This is a genomic window from Mucilaginibacter sp. P4_E8 (assembly GCF_056401495.1).
In genome coordinates, this window is record NZ_JBFUJG010000032.1 from 24245 (window position 1) to 40322 (window position 16078).

At 40.6% G+C, this 16078-nt stretch carries 15 protein-coding genes; 3 read left to right on the forward strand and 12 right to left on the reverse strand.

Annotated elements, in window-relative coordinates:
* Positions 1-5: 5 nt before the first annotated feature.
* Genes AC1DRQ_RS14180 through AC1DRQ_RS14190 form a run of 3 tightly spaced genes read right to left on the reverse strand, consistent with a single transcriptional unit; the run spans position 6 to position 1341 of the window.
* Complete coding sequence (locus AC1DRQ_RS14180) at positions 6-971, reverse strand: sterol desaturase family protein (RefSeq protein WP_429401212.1); 966 nt, start codon at positions 969-971, stop codon at positions 6-8.
* Between the two features lie 11 nt (positions 972-982).
* Positions 983-1171: a hypothetical protein gene (locus AC1DRQ_RS14185; RefSeq protein ID WP_429401214.1), complete on the reverse strand. Its 189-nt coding sequence runs from the start codon at positions 1169-1171 to the stop codon at positions 983-985.
* Positions 1172-1173: 2 nt separating this feature from the next.
* Complete coding sequence (locus AC1DRQ_RS14190; RefSeq protein ID WP_429401216.1) at positions 1174-1341, reverse strand: hypothetical protein; 168 nt, start codon at positions 1339-1341, stop codon at positions 1174-1176.
* Positions 1342-1473: 132 nt separating this feature from the next.
* Between AC1DRQ_RS14190 and AC1DRQ_RS14195 the strand changes: the two genes are divergently transcribed.
* Positions 1474-1653, forward strand: a complete 180-nt coding sequence (locus AC1DRQ_RS14195; protein ID WP_477425376.1) for a hypothetical protein — start codon at positions 1474-1476, stop codon at positions 1651-1653.
* A gap of 193 nt (positions 1654-1846) precedes the next feature.
* Here AC1DRQ_RS14195 and AC1DRQ_RS14200 read toward each other — a convergent pair whose 3' ends face one another.
* Complete coding sequence (locus AC1DRQ_RS14200) at positions 1847-2176, reverse strand: hypothetical protein (protein ID WP_477425377.1); 330 nt, start codon at positions 2174-2176, stop codon at positions 1847-1849.
* A gap of 8 nt (positions 2177-2184) precedes the next feature.
* Positions 2185-2628, reverse strand: coding sequence for a hypothetical protein (locus tag AC1DRQ_RS14205; protein ID WP_477425378.1), 444 nt, complete (start codon positions 2626-2628; stop codon positions 2185-2187).
* A gap of 153 nt (positions 2629-2781) precedes the next feature.
* Here AC1DRQ_RS14205 and AC1DRQ_RS14210 point away from each other — a divergent pair, with 153 nt between their 5' ends.
* Together AC1DRQ_RS14210 and AC1DRQ_RS14215 are read left to right on the forward strand one after the other, a co-directional pair.
* Positions 2782-3384, forward strand: coding sequence for a methyltransferase domain-containing protein (locus AC1DRQ_RS14210; protein WP_477425379.1), 603 nt, complete (start codon positions 2782-2784; stop codon positions 3382-3384).
* 110 nt (positions 3385-3494) lie between these two features.
* Positions 3495-4268, forward strand: a complete 774-nt coding sequence (locus tag AC1DRQ_RS14215; protein ID WP_477425380.1) for an HAD-IIA family hydrolase — start codon at positions 3495-3497, stop codon at positions 4266-4268.
* Between the two features lie 385 nt (positions 4269-4653).
* Here AC1DRQ_RS14215 and AC1DRQ_RS14220 read toward each other — a convergent pair whose 3' ends face one another.
* The 7 genes from AC1DRQ_RS14220 to AC1DRQ_RS14250 form a co-directional block, all read right to left on the reverse strand.
* Positions 4654-6204, reverse strand: a complete 1551-nt coding sequence (locus tag AC1DRQ_RS14220; protein ID WP_477425381.1) for a DUF5689 domain-containing protein — start codon at positions 6202-6204, stop codon at positions 4654-4656.
* Between the two features lie 40 nt (positions 6205-6244).
* Positions 6245-7735 carry a SusD/RagB family nutrient-binding outer membrane lipoprotein gene (locus AC1DRQ_RS14225; RefSeq protein WP_477425382.1) on the reverse strand — a complete coding sequence of 497 codons (1491 nt, stop codon included), beginning with the start codon at positions 7733-7735 and terminating at the stop codon, positions 6245-6247.
* 11 nt (positions 7736-7746) lie between these two features.
* Positions 7747-11190: a SusC/RagA family TonB-linked outer membrane protein gene (locus tag AC1DRQ_RS14230; RefSeq protein ID WP_477425383.1), complete on the reverse strand. Its 3444-nt coding sequence runs from the start codon at positions 11188-11190 to the stop codon at positions 7747-7749.
* 6 nt (positions 11191-11196) lie between these two features.
* Complete coding sequence (locus AC1DRQ_RS14235) at positions 11197-12165, reverse strand: FecR family protein (protein ID WP_477425384.1); 969 nt, start codon at positions 12163-12165, stop codon at positions 11197-11199.
* A gap of 165 nt (positions 12166-12330) precedes the next feature.
* The gene (locus AC1DRQ_RS14240; RefSeq protein ID WP_477425385.1) at positions 12331-12909 is read right to left on the reverse strand and encodes an RNA polymerase sigma factor; all 579 of its coding nucleotides are present in this window, start codon (positions 12907-12909) and stop codon (positions 12331-12333) included.
* Between the two features lie 105 nt (positions 12910-13014).
* Entirely contained in the window at positions 13015-13347 is a 333-nt protein-coding gene (locus tag AC1DRQ_RS14245; protein WP_429401236.1) for a helix-turn-helix transcriptional regulator, read from the reverse strand.
* A 96-nt stretch (positions 13348-13443) separates the two neighbouring features.
* On the reverse strand, positions 13444-15909 hold the full coding sequence (locus AC1DRQ_RS14250) for an outer membrane beta-barrel protein (protein WP_477425386.1): 2466 nt from the start codon (positions 15907-15909) through the stop codon (positions 13444-13446).
* Between the last annotated feature and the right edge of the window lie 169 nt (positions 15910-16078).

Genomic DNA, 16078 nt, shown 5'->3' on the forward strand with positions numbered 1-16078 from the left:
CGACATTATACTTTTACAGGCTGTAGATCATATGTTTCCTGAGATATTTCCCCTCCTGCATTCTCTTGCTTTTCGGGCCTGTAAAGTTGGTGTTCCTTTAATGGTACATCAGCTTTAACTGTTGGGCCATCGGCAGCAAGTTCACTTCCAGGAACCTTCGATTTAAAAATGGGCCACAATAACTGTGCATACCATTGGTCGCCTTCATAATGTGATATGCCATACGCTTTAGGGTACTGACGAGAGATATGCGCCGTTCCAAAAATAACATCCCATAAAAAGAACATATTACCAAAGTTGCCCTTATAATAACCTACGCCATCATCAGTAGTGGCAGCATGGTGCGCATGATGGGTGGCTGGGGTAGATATAGTACGTTCCAATACCCAGGCCAGCGGGTGAAGTACTTTATATTGATAAAAAGGTTTATCCCACGGGATACTGGAATGTGCCAGTGTAGTAATAGTGCCTTTTATGCCTTTTACTATAATAGCGGGGATACCCAAACCGAGGTAAACCAATGCAGTGGTTAAATAAGTTTGCGAAAAAAACAGTGTATAGATCACATTTTGTCTGCTGGCCATAGCCATACCCATATATGATGCTGAATGGTGGGTACGGTGAAACCGCCATAACCACGGAACTTCATGGTGCAGGCGATGATACCAGTATTGGGTCAGATCGTCTGCAACGGCAATGATGATGAATCCCCAGAAAAATGGCACCCAGTTAAAAGCATCTTTAAAGCCGGGTAATATGGATGGTAAAACTTTAAGTCCGTAATAAGCGACCACTGGTTTTACAATTAATTTGGGAATGGTAAAGCAGGCAATATCTACCCAACGTTCATTTTTATTCCAGCGTTTTTTATAAAGGCCAAAAGAGAACTCGAGCACTCCGAGCACCAACACTAAAACGGAAAAACCATATCCGTTCAGGTTGTCAATTACTTTTTTTATCAGTTCAATCATGATATTGGTATTTAAGGATTTACAGATTTACTTTTTACAGGAGCCTGGGATATTTTTTGCTCCTGCTTTTTCTTTTCCCAGGGACGCTGGCCGGTAAAATAAAAGGTTGCGAACATCAGCACAATGGGCAGTGCGTATATTAGCAAACTAAGCAGGGCATTTTTTACAATTCTTTTTTGGGTAGCTGGTTCCAGTTTCATAGTTAGTTTGATTTAGTTGAAGTTGTGGACACTTGTTCGGGTTTATGGTTTTCAGAAAGTAATTTTTTAGTAAGCCACAGGCCACCGAAAATGATGATAAAGGGTATCAGGGTTACTATAACACCTACCAATATCTTTTTTCCCAGCAGGGATACGTCATTAATGGTCATAATAAATTTGTATAAGGTGATTAAAATATCAGGTTATAGGGCAAATTCAGTTTTGTGTACTGATAGTTGCACTGTTTATAAAATTCAATAAGAAAATTTAGAGATCAGATCGTTGCCGCACGACAATGATTGATGGAAAAGAAAGATCTTTTGATGGGCTGGATCAACAGCAACAACAAAAACGAGAAGAAAAATCAGTTAGAAGTTGATAAGCAGCAAGGCCGGAAATTGGGGTGTGGTCGGATTGCATTTTTTTGTGCTTTTAAAACTGTTTTATGTTATGTTTTTTATCTCTTGGGCAAATGTAAATAATTGTTTTTATAATTACTACTATTTCTATAGATTTTATGTACAATAATTAAATTTCTCTTAAAAAAATCCAATTTATAAGGCGACAAACGAAGATTTGCAACCTTTTTAGTTAGAAAACAATGAAAAATTGGGCAGATTGAGTAGCATTTTGAGTTGCCTGGCCCTGCATAATGGTATTTATATGTATTAAACCTTAAGGGATTAGGCCTACAATTGTATTAGTGATCAGATTAAAAACATCATTTTTAAACCGGTCGGCAGCTATCTGGGCTAATCCCGCTTGTTTTAAGGCAATCATTTGAATTAGTTCTTTTTGCCCTAATACCAGGAACGTAAAGTCATCTTTAGATATTTCCCCATTCGCGAGCTGTTGGGTCCAGGCTTCCAGATCATCCCGAAGGTCAGTAATAATAGCCTGGCCGTCAGCTGTTGCTGAAGCTACAAAATCTTTTAAATTCTTTTCAGCTAAGTCTTTAACACCGTTCTTCAGCGTTTCAAGTACGTTTTTAAAATCTATCGCCATGGTTAAACTTATTGATTTGTTGTTACTTCAGATGGTTTTATCTTTTTGCTTTCAAGTTCGGCTATCTGATCAAAAGCCTTTCCTATCAGTTTCTTCTCCTCCTGGATAAAAGTAGCACCACATGTACCATCCTTTTTCCACTTTACCAGGAATCCGCCGAACAAATGCCCATCCGGGTTATTAAGAATAGTCCACAGCTGGTTGGTAATTTGATTATGAGGACGGTGCGTATCATATTCAATAGCCTTATCTATTTTCAGCTGAATAGTTTTTACTTCCGTTTCATGGGTCGCGTAATTTTCGGTAGCTTTATCCATCAAATCAAGTGCATCTACCTTTAAGGAAGTAACCTGCATGTATGCAGTTTGATCAAATGTTGACATGAGTGGACTGCAACCCAAAAACAGGCATAGGGGCAATACAAGGCAGATATAGAACCGCGCTATTTTCATAATGAATGTTTTAATAAATCTAAACAACTATTTCGATATATCGCTCAAAATCAAAGCATTATTTAAAAATCAAGTAGTTTTACGCAAAAAAACCACGTAATTACCACTTAAATTATCCTTTAACGATTTTTAGTTTAACCAAAGAGCAAATTAATGAGCATTTTAACCGATTCGACGGCTGTATTTCAATATCATCGGTACATGATCATGTTGCATGGCAACCAGGGAACCGCTGCTTTGGGTTGGAGAGATTTGCAAAGCCAGATAATCCGCTTTAAAGCGCTTGCAGAGATTGCTGACCTGAATGGTCATACGGTATTGGATGCAGGCTGCGGCCACGGAGACCTCCGCGCGTATCTTCACCGGCTCTATCCCGAAGTTTTTTATTGTGGCATAGAACAGATCCCTGAACTGCTGGATGAAGCGGTTCGCCGTTATGGGGAATGGCCGGGGACCTCCTTTATTTGCGGGAATTTTGTTAATGGCCTTATACCTGTTACAGATTATGTAGTGGCCAGTGGTTCGCTTAACTACTACAGCCTTGACCCGGAGTTTATATTCAAGGCAATTTTCAAACTGTATGCACACTGCAAACTGGGCTTTGCCTTTAACCTGTTAAGCCATGCTATACCCAACGGACTAATAGTTGCTTACAACCCAAAAGAGATTATGGATTATTGCCTTTCCTTAAGCAAACAGGTGCTTTTAAAAAACGATTACAGCGATGAAGACTTTACTATTTTCATGTACCGTTGATTGAATATTTTTGACATAACATAATATGGTAATATAATTGAAATTTTATTAATGGAATATACCTTACTTTGTTTTAACAAAAACCTTAATAGCTAATAAAATTCTAAAAAATGAAACAAGGACTACTAATTGATATGGACGGCGTTATATATAGCGGCGAAGAATTAATATACGGAGCAGACAAATTCATCAAACATTTATTGGACAAAGGAATACCCTTTGCCTTTATGACAAATAATAGTCAAAGAACAAGTCTTGAGGTAGTTCGTAAGCTAAAAAGATTAGGGATAACTGTTGAACCCAAACATGTATATACAAGTGCCATGGCAACAGGTAAGTTCCTGGGAGATCAAAGCCCCAACGGTACCGCCTATGTACTTGGTGAAGGCGGTTTATTAACCAGTCTGCATGAAAATGGCATTACATTGGTTGATACAGATCCCGAATTTGTGGTTTTAGGAGAAGGCAGAAATTTTACGCTGGAAATGGTTCAGCGGGCCGTTGATATGATCCTGGCCGGTGCCAAATTTATTACCACTAACAGGGACCCATCTCCTAAAAAGCCAGGCTGGAATAATTTAGGGATTGCCGCCACAACAGCAATGATAGAAGAAGCCACTGGCCGAAAAGCATTTGTGACAGGTAAACCAAGCCCCGTAATGATGCGTTCTGCCCRCAAGTTTCTTGGATTGGAAACCGCGGAAACAACAGTAGTTGGAGATACTATGGAAACAGATATTCAGGGTGGTGTGCAGATGGGTTATAAAACAATACTGGTATTATCAGGAATTTCCAGTAAAGATCAGCTGGGCCATTATGCTTTCAAGCCAGACTTGATCGTTGGATCGGTTGATAAAATTGAGTTTCCTTTAAAGTGGTGGTAATAACACCGTCTGGAAGTTAGATTCATTGGATCTTTCCAAAAAAAGAAAAGAGGCTGTATCATAAATCAAATTGACCATCTTTGAGAATTGTCTATTTGAAAACAGACATCACTGGTGTTGTGTTACCTATGAATTGAAATTTAGCCGATGATATTTATACAAAATTGGGTTTACACTTTTTTGGAAAAAAATAACAACCAATTGATTGTCAGGTGAATATATCAATGTTAACCATGAATTGTGTAAACCATGTAAACCCAATTTGTTAACGGCGTCAATCCAACCCAAGACTATACATCGCTTAAGTAGCTGAATAAATCAAAAAAAGAGGCTGATCATGATTTATGATACAGCCTCTTTTCTTTTTTCAATCCGCCGGTTATTATTATTTAAGTTTTGTTGCCCCGGCTCCTTCTATATCAGTAATAACAGAAGAATTTGTTAGCAATAAGTTAACTAATGTCCTTGCAGTCGTCCATTTGCCTAATGTAGCATTATATTCTCCGCCAAGCTGAGCATAAGTGCCAGAAACAGCCGTTGGGTAAGGGAAGAAAAGCGTATTACTGCCTTGTTTGTAGAAAGGTTGATCAGCCAGGGTGATCAAATCCTTCAGATCATAAAAATCGGTGTTAGTGATACGGTAACCCACATTAGTATTAGGATCATATAAACTACCACCGCCCGAATAAAATATTACATCAACAGGTTTGCTGGTTTCAGTTATGTTAGTTCCGGCAAATACAGCAATTCCTGCGGCGTTGCCACTATTTGCCAACAAATTACCTGTTTTGGTACCATGCGTTGCCGGAACACTGGTAGTATTAAAATTAGGGCTATCAGAAGTTGAATAATTAAAGGCTGTTACCCAGTTAGAAGAACTGATATCAGTAGAAGCTGAACCTGCTATTTTCTTACCTGTGCCACCAACGTAAAAGTATGAACCTTTAGTTACCCTGCCTGATGTAATTTCAAGCTTATAGGTCCTCAAATCACCGGTTGCCCACCCTTTTGTAGGAAATCCTGCGGGTGTTGATGCCCCGGCATTATTTGTGGTAACAAATGTAAAGTTTTCTACCGAAAAATCGATATCCCTTGTAGCCACCAATTGTATATATTCATAATTAGCATCGGTACCTAAAGGGTCGGTAATAAAACCACTGATAACAATCGGCGTAATCTCGATGACCGAACTAAGTATCCGTACATCATCACTTTTACGCATCCGTAACTGCGGAATAACAACGCCATCCTGACCGGTAGTTCCGAATATGATACCTGTAAAATTAGCWCTTACAGGTAATCCGGTACCTGCAAATTCAGCTGTTGCTTCCGTATGCAGTGTGATGTTCCCGAAACCATCATTTACCATCTTGTCGCCTCCAAATTTATCAGTTGGGGCAGGCAGCGGGTCAAAGCCTCCTTTAACTACAGCAACTAAAGTACTTTCATAGGCATCCGGATTTGCCAGGATAGCGCTACTGGCTACTCTTTGACCGATCACCGCATTACCCGAAGAAACTTTTGTAATAGCACTGGTTGAGATTCCGGTTATTTGCAAAGTACCGTCAATGCGTTTTAAAACCCCGCCTTCTACATTTATCATTACAGAGTCTCCGGGAGCATAGGTAGCTGCTGCTGCACCAATGGGTATGGATATCCCCCTTAGCTTTGTGCGGCGGTTATTCTGTATTACCAATAAACCAGCAGGCATATTACCCCCTGAGTGGTCAGAAACAACAATACCAACTATTTGGTGCCCACCAAACATGTTTTTGGTATCAAGCGTTACATCCGCTCCTTTGTATATGGTTCTTATATCTGTAATGGCTATGGTTGGAGCTATAACTCCGCCCGGATAGTTATTCCCCTTTTTACAACCAGACAAAACACCGGCTGAGGAAAATAAAAGGAACATATAAAATAATATCTTTTTCATTTTTCAATTTATATCATGATAAATTATACTGTTAAAACAATTATGGTTTTTGCCACCAAACCTGAGTACTTATTACATCGGCTCCCTGCGATGCCACTGCCGCTTTATAACTTGTAGGATTAGCAGATTGTACATAAACAGGGTAAGTTATCCTGGCAGGCATTACGCCACCATTTAACAGCCCCGCTCCTTTAGGTAATATAGGGTGGCCGGACCGGCGATATTCAAACCATTGCTCAAAGTCTGTCCAAAAAATGGTATAATATTTTTGTACATGTATCATCTCCATTTTTTCGTCAAGAGATTTTGTATCATCCCAGGTAATATCCGCACCAGCCTCATAGTCAGCAACCGGAATAGCATAGGTAGGCAACCAAAGGGTAATGGCATTGATAACCCCTTTATCATAATAGGTCTGGGCAGGCGTTGATATCCAGCCTTTGGCAGCAGCTTCGGCCAGGATAAACTGCAGCTCGGCATAATTCATGATATTGCCCATTAAAGGCTCACTCATTAAAGTTTTAGTGGAGGTGGTAGAAAGAAAGTAGGACTTTTTAACCGGGGCATTACCAGGAGCATAACCACTTGGTACACCAACATAACCACCATTGTAGGTAGCTATTGACCAGCTGTTTCCGTACAAGCGAGGATCGGCCCATTTGGTTAAATTATCAATAAAGAAGGATGACATGGATGGTGCGGTCCAGTCCTGCGCCCTTACACCGGCAATAAATGGTGAGGTAAGATAACCCGACCCTGTCCATTTTAAAATAGCTGATTCATTATTACTGGCCATAATAGGGTATGTGGCAGCATTATTATCAACAATGTCCTTAATTTTTGCAATGCAATCGGCAGAAACCTCTGCCTTACCCGATACGCGCATTAATAACCTTAAGTATAACGAGTTGCCAAATTTGCGCCACAGGGAAACATTTCCATTAAAAACCGGATCGCTTGAACCAACAACGTTGACCGCTCCGGTCAGCACCGTATTCGCTTCTTCCAATTGTTTAAATATTCCCTGATATATATCTTTCTGTTTGTCAAATGCCGGTGTTAAATTCCCTTCACTTCCCTGGTTTGACTGTGAGTACGGCACATCACCATAAGTATCAGTAAGCATGGAGTAGATCCAGGCCTGACAGATCAGTGATATCCCCTGGTATCCTTTGTCTAAAGTAAGCGAATCACTGGCTATAGTGTGGATCGACTTAAAATTTGTTAACTGCATATACCAGTTATTCCAGGTATAATCGCCCCAGGTGTTTTTGATATCGTACCTGAAAACCTGCCCTTCTGAATCACTTTGATTTACGGTAACCTGCATCAGTTCATTATTAAAAGTGCGGCAGCGCAGCATATTAGTGGTTAACACGCTAACCAATGCCGGCGCCAACAGCTGTTTTGGTGATGCTATGGGTGAAGTGTTAGGATCGGTATTTATCGCCTCAAAATCTTTTTTGCACGATGGTTGTATTATAGCAAATAGTATTACAACAAAAATAGTTTTATAAATATTTCTTTTCATTTTATAGCAGATTAAAGTGAAATAACAAGGTTAACGCCCATGGTTCTGGTTGAAGGAAACTGCCCTATCTCGAAACCCTGTGTAATATCAGAGCCGCTAAGCGTACCAAACTCCGGATCAAAACCAGGCCATTTTGTCCATATGAACAGGTCGCGGCCATAAACGCCGATAGTAGCCCGCTGTATTCCTAATCTGGAGGTTAACCTTGGTGGAAGGGTATAATCAAACCGGGCTTCCCTCAGTTTGATAAAATTGGTACTGTACGTGGCACCTTCCGCGTTATTAGCTCCAAAGTTTGATTGGTAATACTGATCAATATCTGAGGCTACAACATCGTTTTTACGATATGTTCCATCCGGATTTTGCACCACACCATTTCCAATAATGCCATTGTACCTGCCGGGAAGCGTATTGGTTGTTTTTCCCTGTTCGGCCATTTTATAGGAAGTAAGTGAATAAGCCACGGCACCATATTGCGCATCAAATAGTATGCTAAAATGGAATTGCTTATATCTGAAATCATTACTTAACCCCATTTTCCATTTAGGTGATGTATTACCGAGGTATAAAATATCGGGCGAAATTAATGCAACACCTGTTTTCGGATCAAAAACCACTTGCCCATCAGGAGCACGCTGATAACCCCTGCCATACAGATCGCCCATACTACCTCCTACTTTTGCCACAAGCTGCCCGCCGCCGGTTGGACCTGACTGGAGCACAACTGCACTGTCTGCCAATTCTTTTATTTTATTACTATTGGCCGAAAATGTAAAATTAGTTGTCCATGTAAACCCTTTAGGGTTTGATACCGGGCTACCATTTATGGCCACCTCTATACCCTTGTTAGCAACCTTACCGATGTTAAGCACCTGCCTGCTGTAACCAGATGAGGCATCAACAACCCGGTTAAGGATCTGATTTTTGGTAACACCCGAATATAATGCCAGGTCAAAACCCAGGCGGTTTTTAAAAAACTGCACGTTCGATCCAATTTCAATGGTATTGGTTCTTAATGGTTCCAGGTTTTCATCAGGCAACGTTGTAGGATTTTTTAGCCCACCCGGATAAGTACTCCCTGCTGACGGATAAGCGTATGCAGTTGCGTATGGATTAAGCCCCCCGCTGCCAACGCTGGAAACTGATGCCCTAATTTTGGCAAAACTGATGGTTTCCGGCAACTTAAAGGCATCAGACAAAATAAAACTGGCACTCGCCGATGAATAGAAGAATCCTGCTTTATCAGTTCTTCGTGGTGTTGCCAAAACACTGTTCCAATCTTCGCGGCCGGTAATATCCAGATACAGATAGTTTTTAAAACTGGTTGATAACAGGCCATAAAAGCTATTAATGGCGTATTTGCTGCTATTGGGTATGGTTATCAATGTACCGGCAGTATTGGCCATGGTGTATACACCCGGATTGATCAGTGAATCGGCCCTTACTTCGTCTACCCTGTAAGTATTTCTTAGCATACTGCCTCCCGCTGTACCGGTTATGGTAATATCCTTATTTATCGCTTTGTTATATCTTAACAGGAAATCGCCGCTTACTTCCTGCGAAAAAATATTTTGTGTGCGATAGGAACCTTTAGGAAATTTGGTTCCGGCATCATAAGGACGTTCCTGGGTGCGCTGCTCGTACCCCATATCTAATGAGGTTCTTAATTGCAGGCTTAACTCCTTGGTGATGTTATAAGTGGCCTGAACATTTCCGGTTACCGCGTTACGGCTTGATCTGTTTATAAACTCGTACGAAACTGCGTACGGATTTTCAGGAAATGAGCTGAACGGATATTCGATAGCCCGGTTTGTTTGCCCGTTTTTCCAATAGTTTTTAAGCCAGTTCAAATCGGCGCTGGGTTGCCAGAAAATATACCAGTACATGAGCGATTGGTTACCATAGCCAGCTCCGGGCAAATTATCGCTGAATTTGTTCTGATAATTTACTTTTGAGCTTATCGTAAGTTTATCATTGATCTTGGAGTTTACGGATAAGGCTATCGTATTACGGCCATAACCGGTATTGGGCACTATCCATTTGTTGTTTACATTGGTTGCCGAAAAACGGGCGGTGGTTTTATCTGACCCGCCATCAATACTTACTGAGTTGGTAAACGTTTGGCCCGTATCAAAAAACTCACGTGTCTGGTTTTTATAAGGCACCCAGGGCGTCCTGACAGTTGATTGTTTTTGGGTTATGGGATCAAACTGGTAAAACATTTGCCCGTCAAACCGTGGGCCGTAAGCCGAACTTGTACCGCTGGTACTTGCACCATCCGGACCGGCGCCATAGGAATAATAAGATGCACCGGCCAGGCCTTGTCCGTATTCATATTGCAAATCGGGCCAGCGGTTAATTTTTTCTATAGATGCATTGGAGTTTACGGTTATACCAAGACCTTTTCTTTTGGAGCTGCCTGATTTAGTGGTAATGATAACAGCGCCATTGGCTCCCCGCTGGCCATACAAAGCTGCGGCGCCGGGACCTTTTAGTATAAAAACAGTTTCAATATCTTCAGGATTAATATCATTGATACTGCTGCCATAATCTGCAGGCATATTATCACTGCCGGTACCATACACGTTTTCGCCGGCAATTCCTGTGCGCCTTCCGCTACCATTGTTGATCACTACACCATCTATAACAATTAGTGCTTCATTATCGCCGGTAAGGTTATTTTGGCCTCTTAAAATAATCTTGTTCGATCCGGTCGGTCCGCTGTTTGAGCGGATCAGGTTTAACCCCGCAACTTTGCCAGAAAGCGCATCGGTCCAGTTGCTTGAAATCGCGTCTGTAAGTTGCTGCCCCTTTATGTTACTGGTCGAATAGCCCAATGCTTTCTCATCACGCTTAATGCCCAACGCGGTAACTACTACCTCATTCAAAGTAGCGTTTGACTGACTTAAGGTGATGGTTACACCCGCCGTAGTTTTATTAAAAACCTGGCTTTGGGTGGTGTAGCCAACTGTAGAAAAGTTTATGGTACTACTCTCCGGTACCAAAACAGAAAACTTACCATCGGCATTAGTGAAAAGCAACAGCTTCTTTGCCTGGTCGCTTACGGTAACCCCTACAAGTGGTAATTTATCATCTGCCGATATAACAGAGCCGCTAACTGTAATCATGTCCAGCTTTTTAATAACCAGGTTGCCATCAATGTTTTTAATGCCAATGCCTGCCTGCTGTTGTAATACCTGGGCAAGCTTATCAAACTGCAGGTTTTCATCCGGTAATGTAACCTGGCTGTTCATATTTATATCAGTACCAAAAGAAACCTTATAGCCATATTTGGCTTTAAGGGTATTTACTATTGTTTGTATGCTGATACGCTTTTGATCAAAGCTGTACTGATCTGATGGTTTTACCTGTGCTTTTACCATTACTGAAAATAGCAGCAGCAGTAAAAGCGGGCATAATTTTTTGCTAATAAATAAAAGTTTAAGTTGTTTCATGTTTAATCAGAATATTATAACAGTATGTGGGTTTTTATAGTGGTAATGCAGACCTGTAGCGTAGCTTAAGCCATGTAAAAGATGATCAATGCCCGTATCCTTCATTTCGCCGCTAAAGCGTGCGCGTTTCCTGGCTGATGGCTGTACTTCTATTTTAATATTGTACCACCGTTGCAGTTTTTCGGCTATTTCATCGGCATTGTCTTCTTTAAAAAACAGGGTTTGGTTTTGCAACGACGATGCATCCTGAGCATTTACTTCCTTAATGGTTATTTTATGCGTGCTTAATTGGTAAATGAGTTGCTGACCGGCCTTTACAAAATGTGTGTGGTTATTTTCAGTTATACCCACCAGCCCCGTGGCAACCTTTAYTTCGGTATTTGTTTTTGGGCGGGCGTAAATATTAAAAGATGTACCCAGTACCGTTACCGCTAAATGATTATCGGTACGGATGATAAAAGGCTTGTGCGAGTCATGCTTAACATCAAAAAAGGCCTCGCCTGTTAATTGTATTTCGCGCTTAGCGGTACCAAATGAGTTGTTATAGCTTATTTTTGAATTTGGCGCCATAAATACCTTTGTGCCATCGGGCAGCGTAAGGCGGCCACCCAAATTTTGAGCGCTTTGTAATGTTTGCGTGGTATTTTCAATCTGTGACCTTGTATTATGTACATAAAGCCATCCTAAAGAACAAAGCAGCAATAAGCTGGCAGCAATACCGGTAAGCCAGCGCGATGTTTTAAAATCTTTTTTATTGTTTGATTCTGACGATCCGAAGATCCTGTTGAGGAGATGCAACCATTGTTCGTCAATATCGCCTGGCTTCAAGGGCTGTTCAAGTTGCCTTTTTTTCCTTTCCAGGTAAGTGAGTAAATATCGGTGTTCCGTTTGCTCATCGGCCCAATCGGTAACCTCCTGTATTTCTTCAGGGCGGCTTTCGCCATTTACATAATTTAATATTGTTTCCCAGTTCACACTTTTTAATTTTACTTAAAGAGCATTACAGGGTCGCTTTCCACCTAAAGAAATAATTATGTATATGTTAAACTTTTGTTAAGTACCATCAAAACAACAAAAGCCGGAATATGATCCCGGCTTTTGTTGTTTTGACATGGCTTATTATTTAATCGCCAAACAAAGTTATATTATGGTAAAGATTATATTGATCAGCATAAGTCCGCCCGCTATGGTTGCCTTATCCAGGTTACGGTTTTGTACAGCATGGCTCAGCTGTTCAATAGCTTCCCGCATATTATATTCTACCTTTTTCTCTGATATGTCAAGCACCTGGGCTATTTCGGCATTTTTTAAACCCAACAATCTTAACTCAATCATTTCTTTGCGATGAGATGGCAGCCTGTTGATAAGATCTTCAACAATTTTTATGGATTGTTTGGCAACAAATTTTTCGAACGGATTATAGGTATTTTCCGGGATATTGAATGCGTCATCCGGCAGTTGTGAAGTTTGATAGCGGGCTGAAAGGGCCTTTATCGCGCCGTTTTTTGCAGCCCGAAACAAATACGGCTTTAGCTCATTAATTTTTAATTGATCCTTTTGCTGCCACAGGTTTAAAAAMAGATCAGAAAGTATGTCTTTCGCCATATCTTCATCATTCACTATAGAATTTACGTAGCGAAAAAGAGGAGAGTAATTGTCTTTAAATATGCATTCAAATCCATCTAATGTATGTAATAAGGGCATATTTACTGTTTCCATACGGATTGCAAATTTCGCTCGGGCATGTTTAGATAACAAAACACCAGTGTTAAGTTTGTATTAAGAATACCCCGATCATTACAGTTATATTGAAATAACCTGACATTATTTTAACTTGCCTTTCTCGCTTTCATTGGCTGAAATCAGGGTCATTATGTCGTTTTTTAGAGCCGCCGGTATGAGTATGATGCTCTGTGAAACGTGGGCACCAGGGTCTGAAGATTGATCTCCGGACAGAGAATGGTAGTACCCTTTCAAAATAATGCAACCTTTATCGCTTTCGTACTGTACCGATATCCTTAGTTCAGCAATCAATTGAATATCCTGGTATACCGTACGGGTGCTGATATGAAATTTTTCTTTTAAATAGTCAACCGTTACAACCTTTTTTGTTTGTAAAACTGCAAGCATCTCCAAAAGCCTGTCTATCCTGTTCATTCATTAAATACCATTAAGTTTATACAAAAATGATATAGGGTGGTGACAGCAGTATGTCAGTACTAAAAAATCATTTTAATATTTTTAATTTACACTTTAATCTTTCCTTAGTCTGTCCCTTTCGTCTTTACTACCGTTGTCCTGGTTACCCTGGCCAGCACGGGTGCTGCCAAATGACCTGGAATAAGTAAGTTTTATGATCGGAAACTTAGCAGATTCTGTTTGAACATCAACATGGCTCTTTATAGCAAAAGCCTCCTGTGTTACAGTGCCGTAATGAACATGTATGCGTACGGTTCTTAAAATATCAGCAACAGAGAGCTGAAAACTGCCGCCATTGTTTTTTAATTCTTTTTTTATCCCTGCATTTAATGACCCAAAACCATCAACTTTTACCGTTCCATTATAGGATAAGGAATTGTACCAGCCCGATAATTCAAAGGAAAACCTTTTGGGTAATTTAAACGACTCATTGAAATTCAGGGAATAAATGAAGTAAGTTTTTTCAAACGGGTTGATAGTATAACCGGCACCTTTAAGCTGACTTAGCCCTCCGGTAAAACTATAGGTCATATCCCACCAGTTGTTGACTTTTACCGGCACGTTGGCCTGAAAGGTTATATTGTTTTGAAATGTCAGGTTTTGCGGAGAAATATATAGCAGATCTTTTGACGGCCCCGTGCTTAGCTGATACCTTGTTATAGGATGATCATCCCTGCTAAAAAGCAATGAAAATGAATAGTCACGGTAATTATAACCTAGTTTTATGTTATTGGTAATGGTAGGTTTAAGAAAAGGATTGCCGGTATAAACTGCCGTAGGGTCACTGTAGGCTACATAGGATGCAAGGTCATTATAAGTGGGCCTGCTGATCCTTTTGGTGTAAGATAATTGCAATTCAGACCTGTCATTAAGCTTTTTGGAAAACGAAACATTGGGGAACAGCACTCCAAGCTTACGGTGTACCAGACTTTCCCCTGTATGCGGATCATCCATATTGGTATAAGAATACTCATACCTTGCCCCTATAACCAGATTGGTTGACGGGCTTATTTGCGCATTAACAGAAGCATAAGCAGCTCCTATACCCTCCTTCATGTAAATATCATTAGCTGTTTCGGTATTTTTAACCCAAGCACTATTCGTCAGGCTTTCTATTCCCGATGAACTTGAGCTTGTGGTATAAGTGCCTTTAATACCCGTTTCCAATTTTAATTTGGTGTTTAATTGTTTGGTGTAATCCATTTTGGCCACACCTACTTTTATCGAAGTATTTGCAAAACCCTTTTGCAGCGGAGCATTAACGCTATTATCGGCATACACCTGCTCGCCGTTTTTATTAACAAAGGAGCTCTGTACATCGGTGGGGCTGTCGTTTTTATAATAGATGTAATCTGCATCAAAACTGATCTTCTCTCCTTCGCTTATCACTTTTTCAAGGTTAACGGAGCCTATCAGATTATTCCAGGCATTCAAACCACTTATACGGCCATCATATGTCAATAAGGAATCGGGCAAAACGGTGTACAAAGCATGATTATAAGTAGTGGCCGGTGAATTACTGTTGTTATAAGTGATACTTCCTCCAATAGTTATTTTGGGGCTTAGCTTAAAATCAGCTCCCAATATGGCATTGTGATCATTTTGTACGCGTTTTGTAACGCTGGTAAAAACAACAGTTGCGTCTCCCCCTAAAAAGGGCATATATTGTGCGCTTGTGATAAACAGGTGACTATACGTCCTGTTGTGCGAAAACGAATAGGATCCATATAAATTAGTGTTTTGTGTATTTTTAGCCAAATTAATACTACCCGATCCCTTTTCGCCCCAGCCTTGGCCGCCGCTCAGGGTAAATGAACCGCTGGTGCCCTGCTTTTTATTTTTCTTTGATACAATATTAATCAAGCCTGCACTGCCTTCTGCATCGTACCCGGCAGGTGGGGTTGTCAATAATTCTATTTTATCAATATTATCGGCGCTCATACCGTTTAACATGGTGACCACCTGATCTGTCGGCATACGCATGAGCTTGCCATCCATCATTACCACTACCCCGCTTTTACCATTTAAATTAATACCATTATTCCGGCGATCAATAACCACCCCTGGTGATCTTTCTAAAACCTGTAAAGCCGAGCTCCCTTTAGTGAGCACACTGTTTCCAACATTCACCACCATGCCATCAGGCCTTTGCTGGTACAATGGCTTATTGGCCCGTATCACCACCTCCCCTAACTGCCTGGTAGCCTCATTCATTACTACTGTTCCAAAATCTTTATCGGTTTTATTAGCGGTTAGCTCAAACGCGGAGGAAATCCAGGTTTGGTACCCAACGCTGCTTAACCTCAGCACGTAATTGCCGGGTGGGGTATTTGCAATCCGGTAAATGCCATTTTCATTGGTCAGTGTACTTTTTACTATCGATGTATCGGTGCGTTTTAGCAAGGATACATTTGCAAATGAAAGTGGCTGGCCATTATTAATGGTGATTTTTCCAGATACCTGTGCAAAGGTATCCTGTAATAAACAAAACAGTAACAAGCTAAAGCAAAGGGTCTTCATGTGGGTTCGGCGTTTTTTATTTGCTAACCCAAAGAAATAGCTGCGTAAAAACTTAAAAAAATAGGAATGACAAGCGGCAGCATATAATTGATAAAACGCAGAAAATCAACCAAAAAGCAATATACCAATAGCTGGAGCGCTAAAATCACCACTCATACATTGGTACAGG

Bases quoted from the DNA above. Each gene is read 5' to 3' on its own strand.
- AC1DRQ_RS14180 (WP_429401212.1), bottom strand. From the start codon at position 971: ATGATTGAACTGATAAAAAAAGTAATTGACAACCTGAACGGATATGGT.
- AC1DRQ_RS14185 (WP_429401214.1), bottom strand. From the start codon at position 1,171: ATGAAACTGGAACCAGCTACCCAAAAAAGAATTGTAAAAAATGCCCTG.
- AC1DRQ_RS14190 (WP_429401216.1), bottom strand. From the start codon at position 1,341: ATGACCATTAATGACGTATCCCTGCTGGGAAAAAAGATATTGGTAGGT.
- AC1DRQ_RS14195 (WP_477425376.1), top strand. From the start codon at position 1,474: ATGGAAAAGAAAGATCTTTTGATGGGCTGGATCAACAGCAACAACAAA.
- AC1DRQ_RS14200 (WP_477425377.1), bottom strand. From the start codon at position 2,176: ATGGCGATAGATTTTAAAAACGTACTTGAAACGCTGAAGAACGGTGTT.
- AC1DRQ_RS14205 (WP_477425378.1), bottom strand. From the start codon at position 2,628: ATGAAAATAGCGCGGTTCTATATCTGCCTTGTATTGCCCCTATGCCTG.
- AC1DRQ_RS14210 (WP_477425379.1), top strand. From the start codon at position 2,782: ATGAGCATTTTAACCGATTCGACGGCTGTATTTCAATATCATCGGTAC.
- AC1DRQ_RS14225 (WP_477425382.1), bottom strand. From the start codon at position 7,735: ATGAAAAGAAATATTTATAAAACTATTTTTGTTGTAATACTATTTGCT.
- AC1DRQ_RS14230 (WP_477425383.1), bottom strand. From the start codon at position 11,190: ATGAAACAACTTAAACTTTTATTTATTAGCAAAAAATTATGCCCGCTT.
- AC1DRQ_RS14245 (WP_429401236.1), bottom strand. From the start codon at position 13,347: ATGAACAGGATAGACAGGCTTTTGGAGATGCTTGCAGTTTTACAAACA.
- AC1DRQ_RS14250 (WP_477425386.1), bottom strand. From the start codon at position 15,909: ATGAAGACCCTTTGCTTTAGCTTGTTACTGTTTTGTTTATTACAGGAT.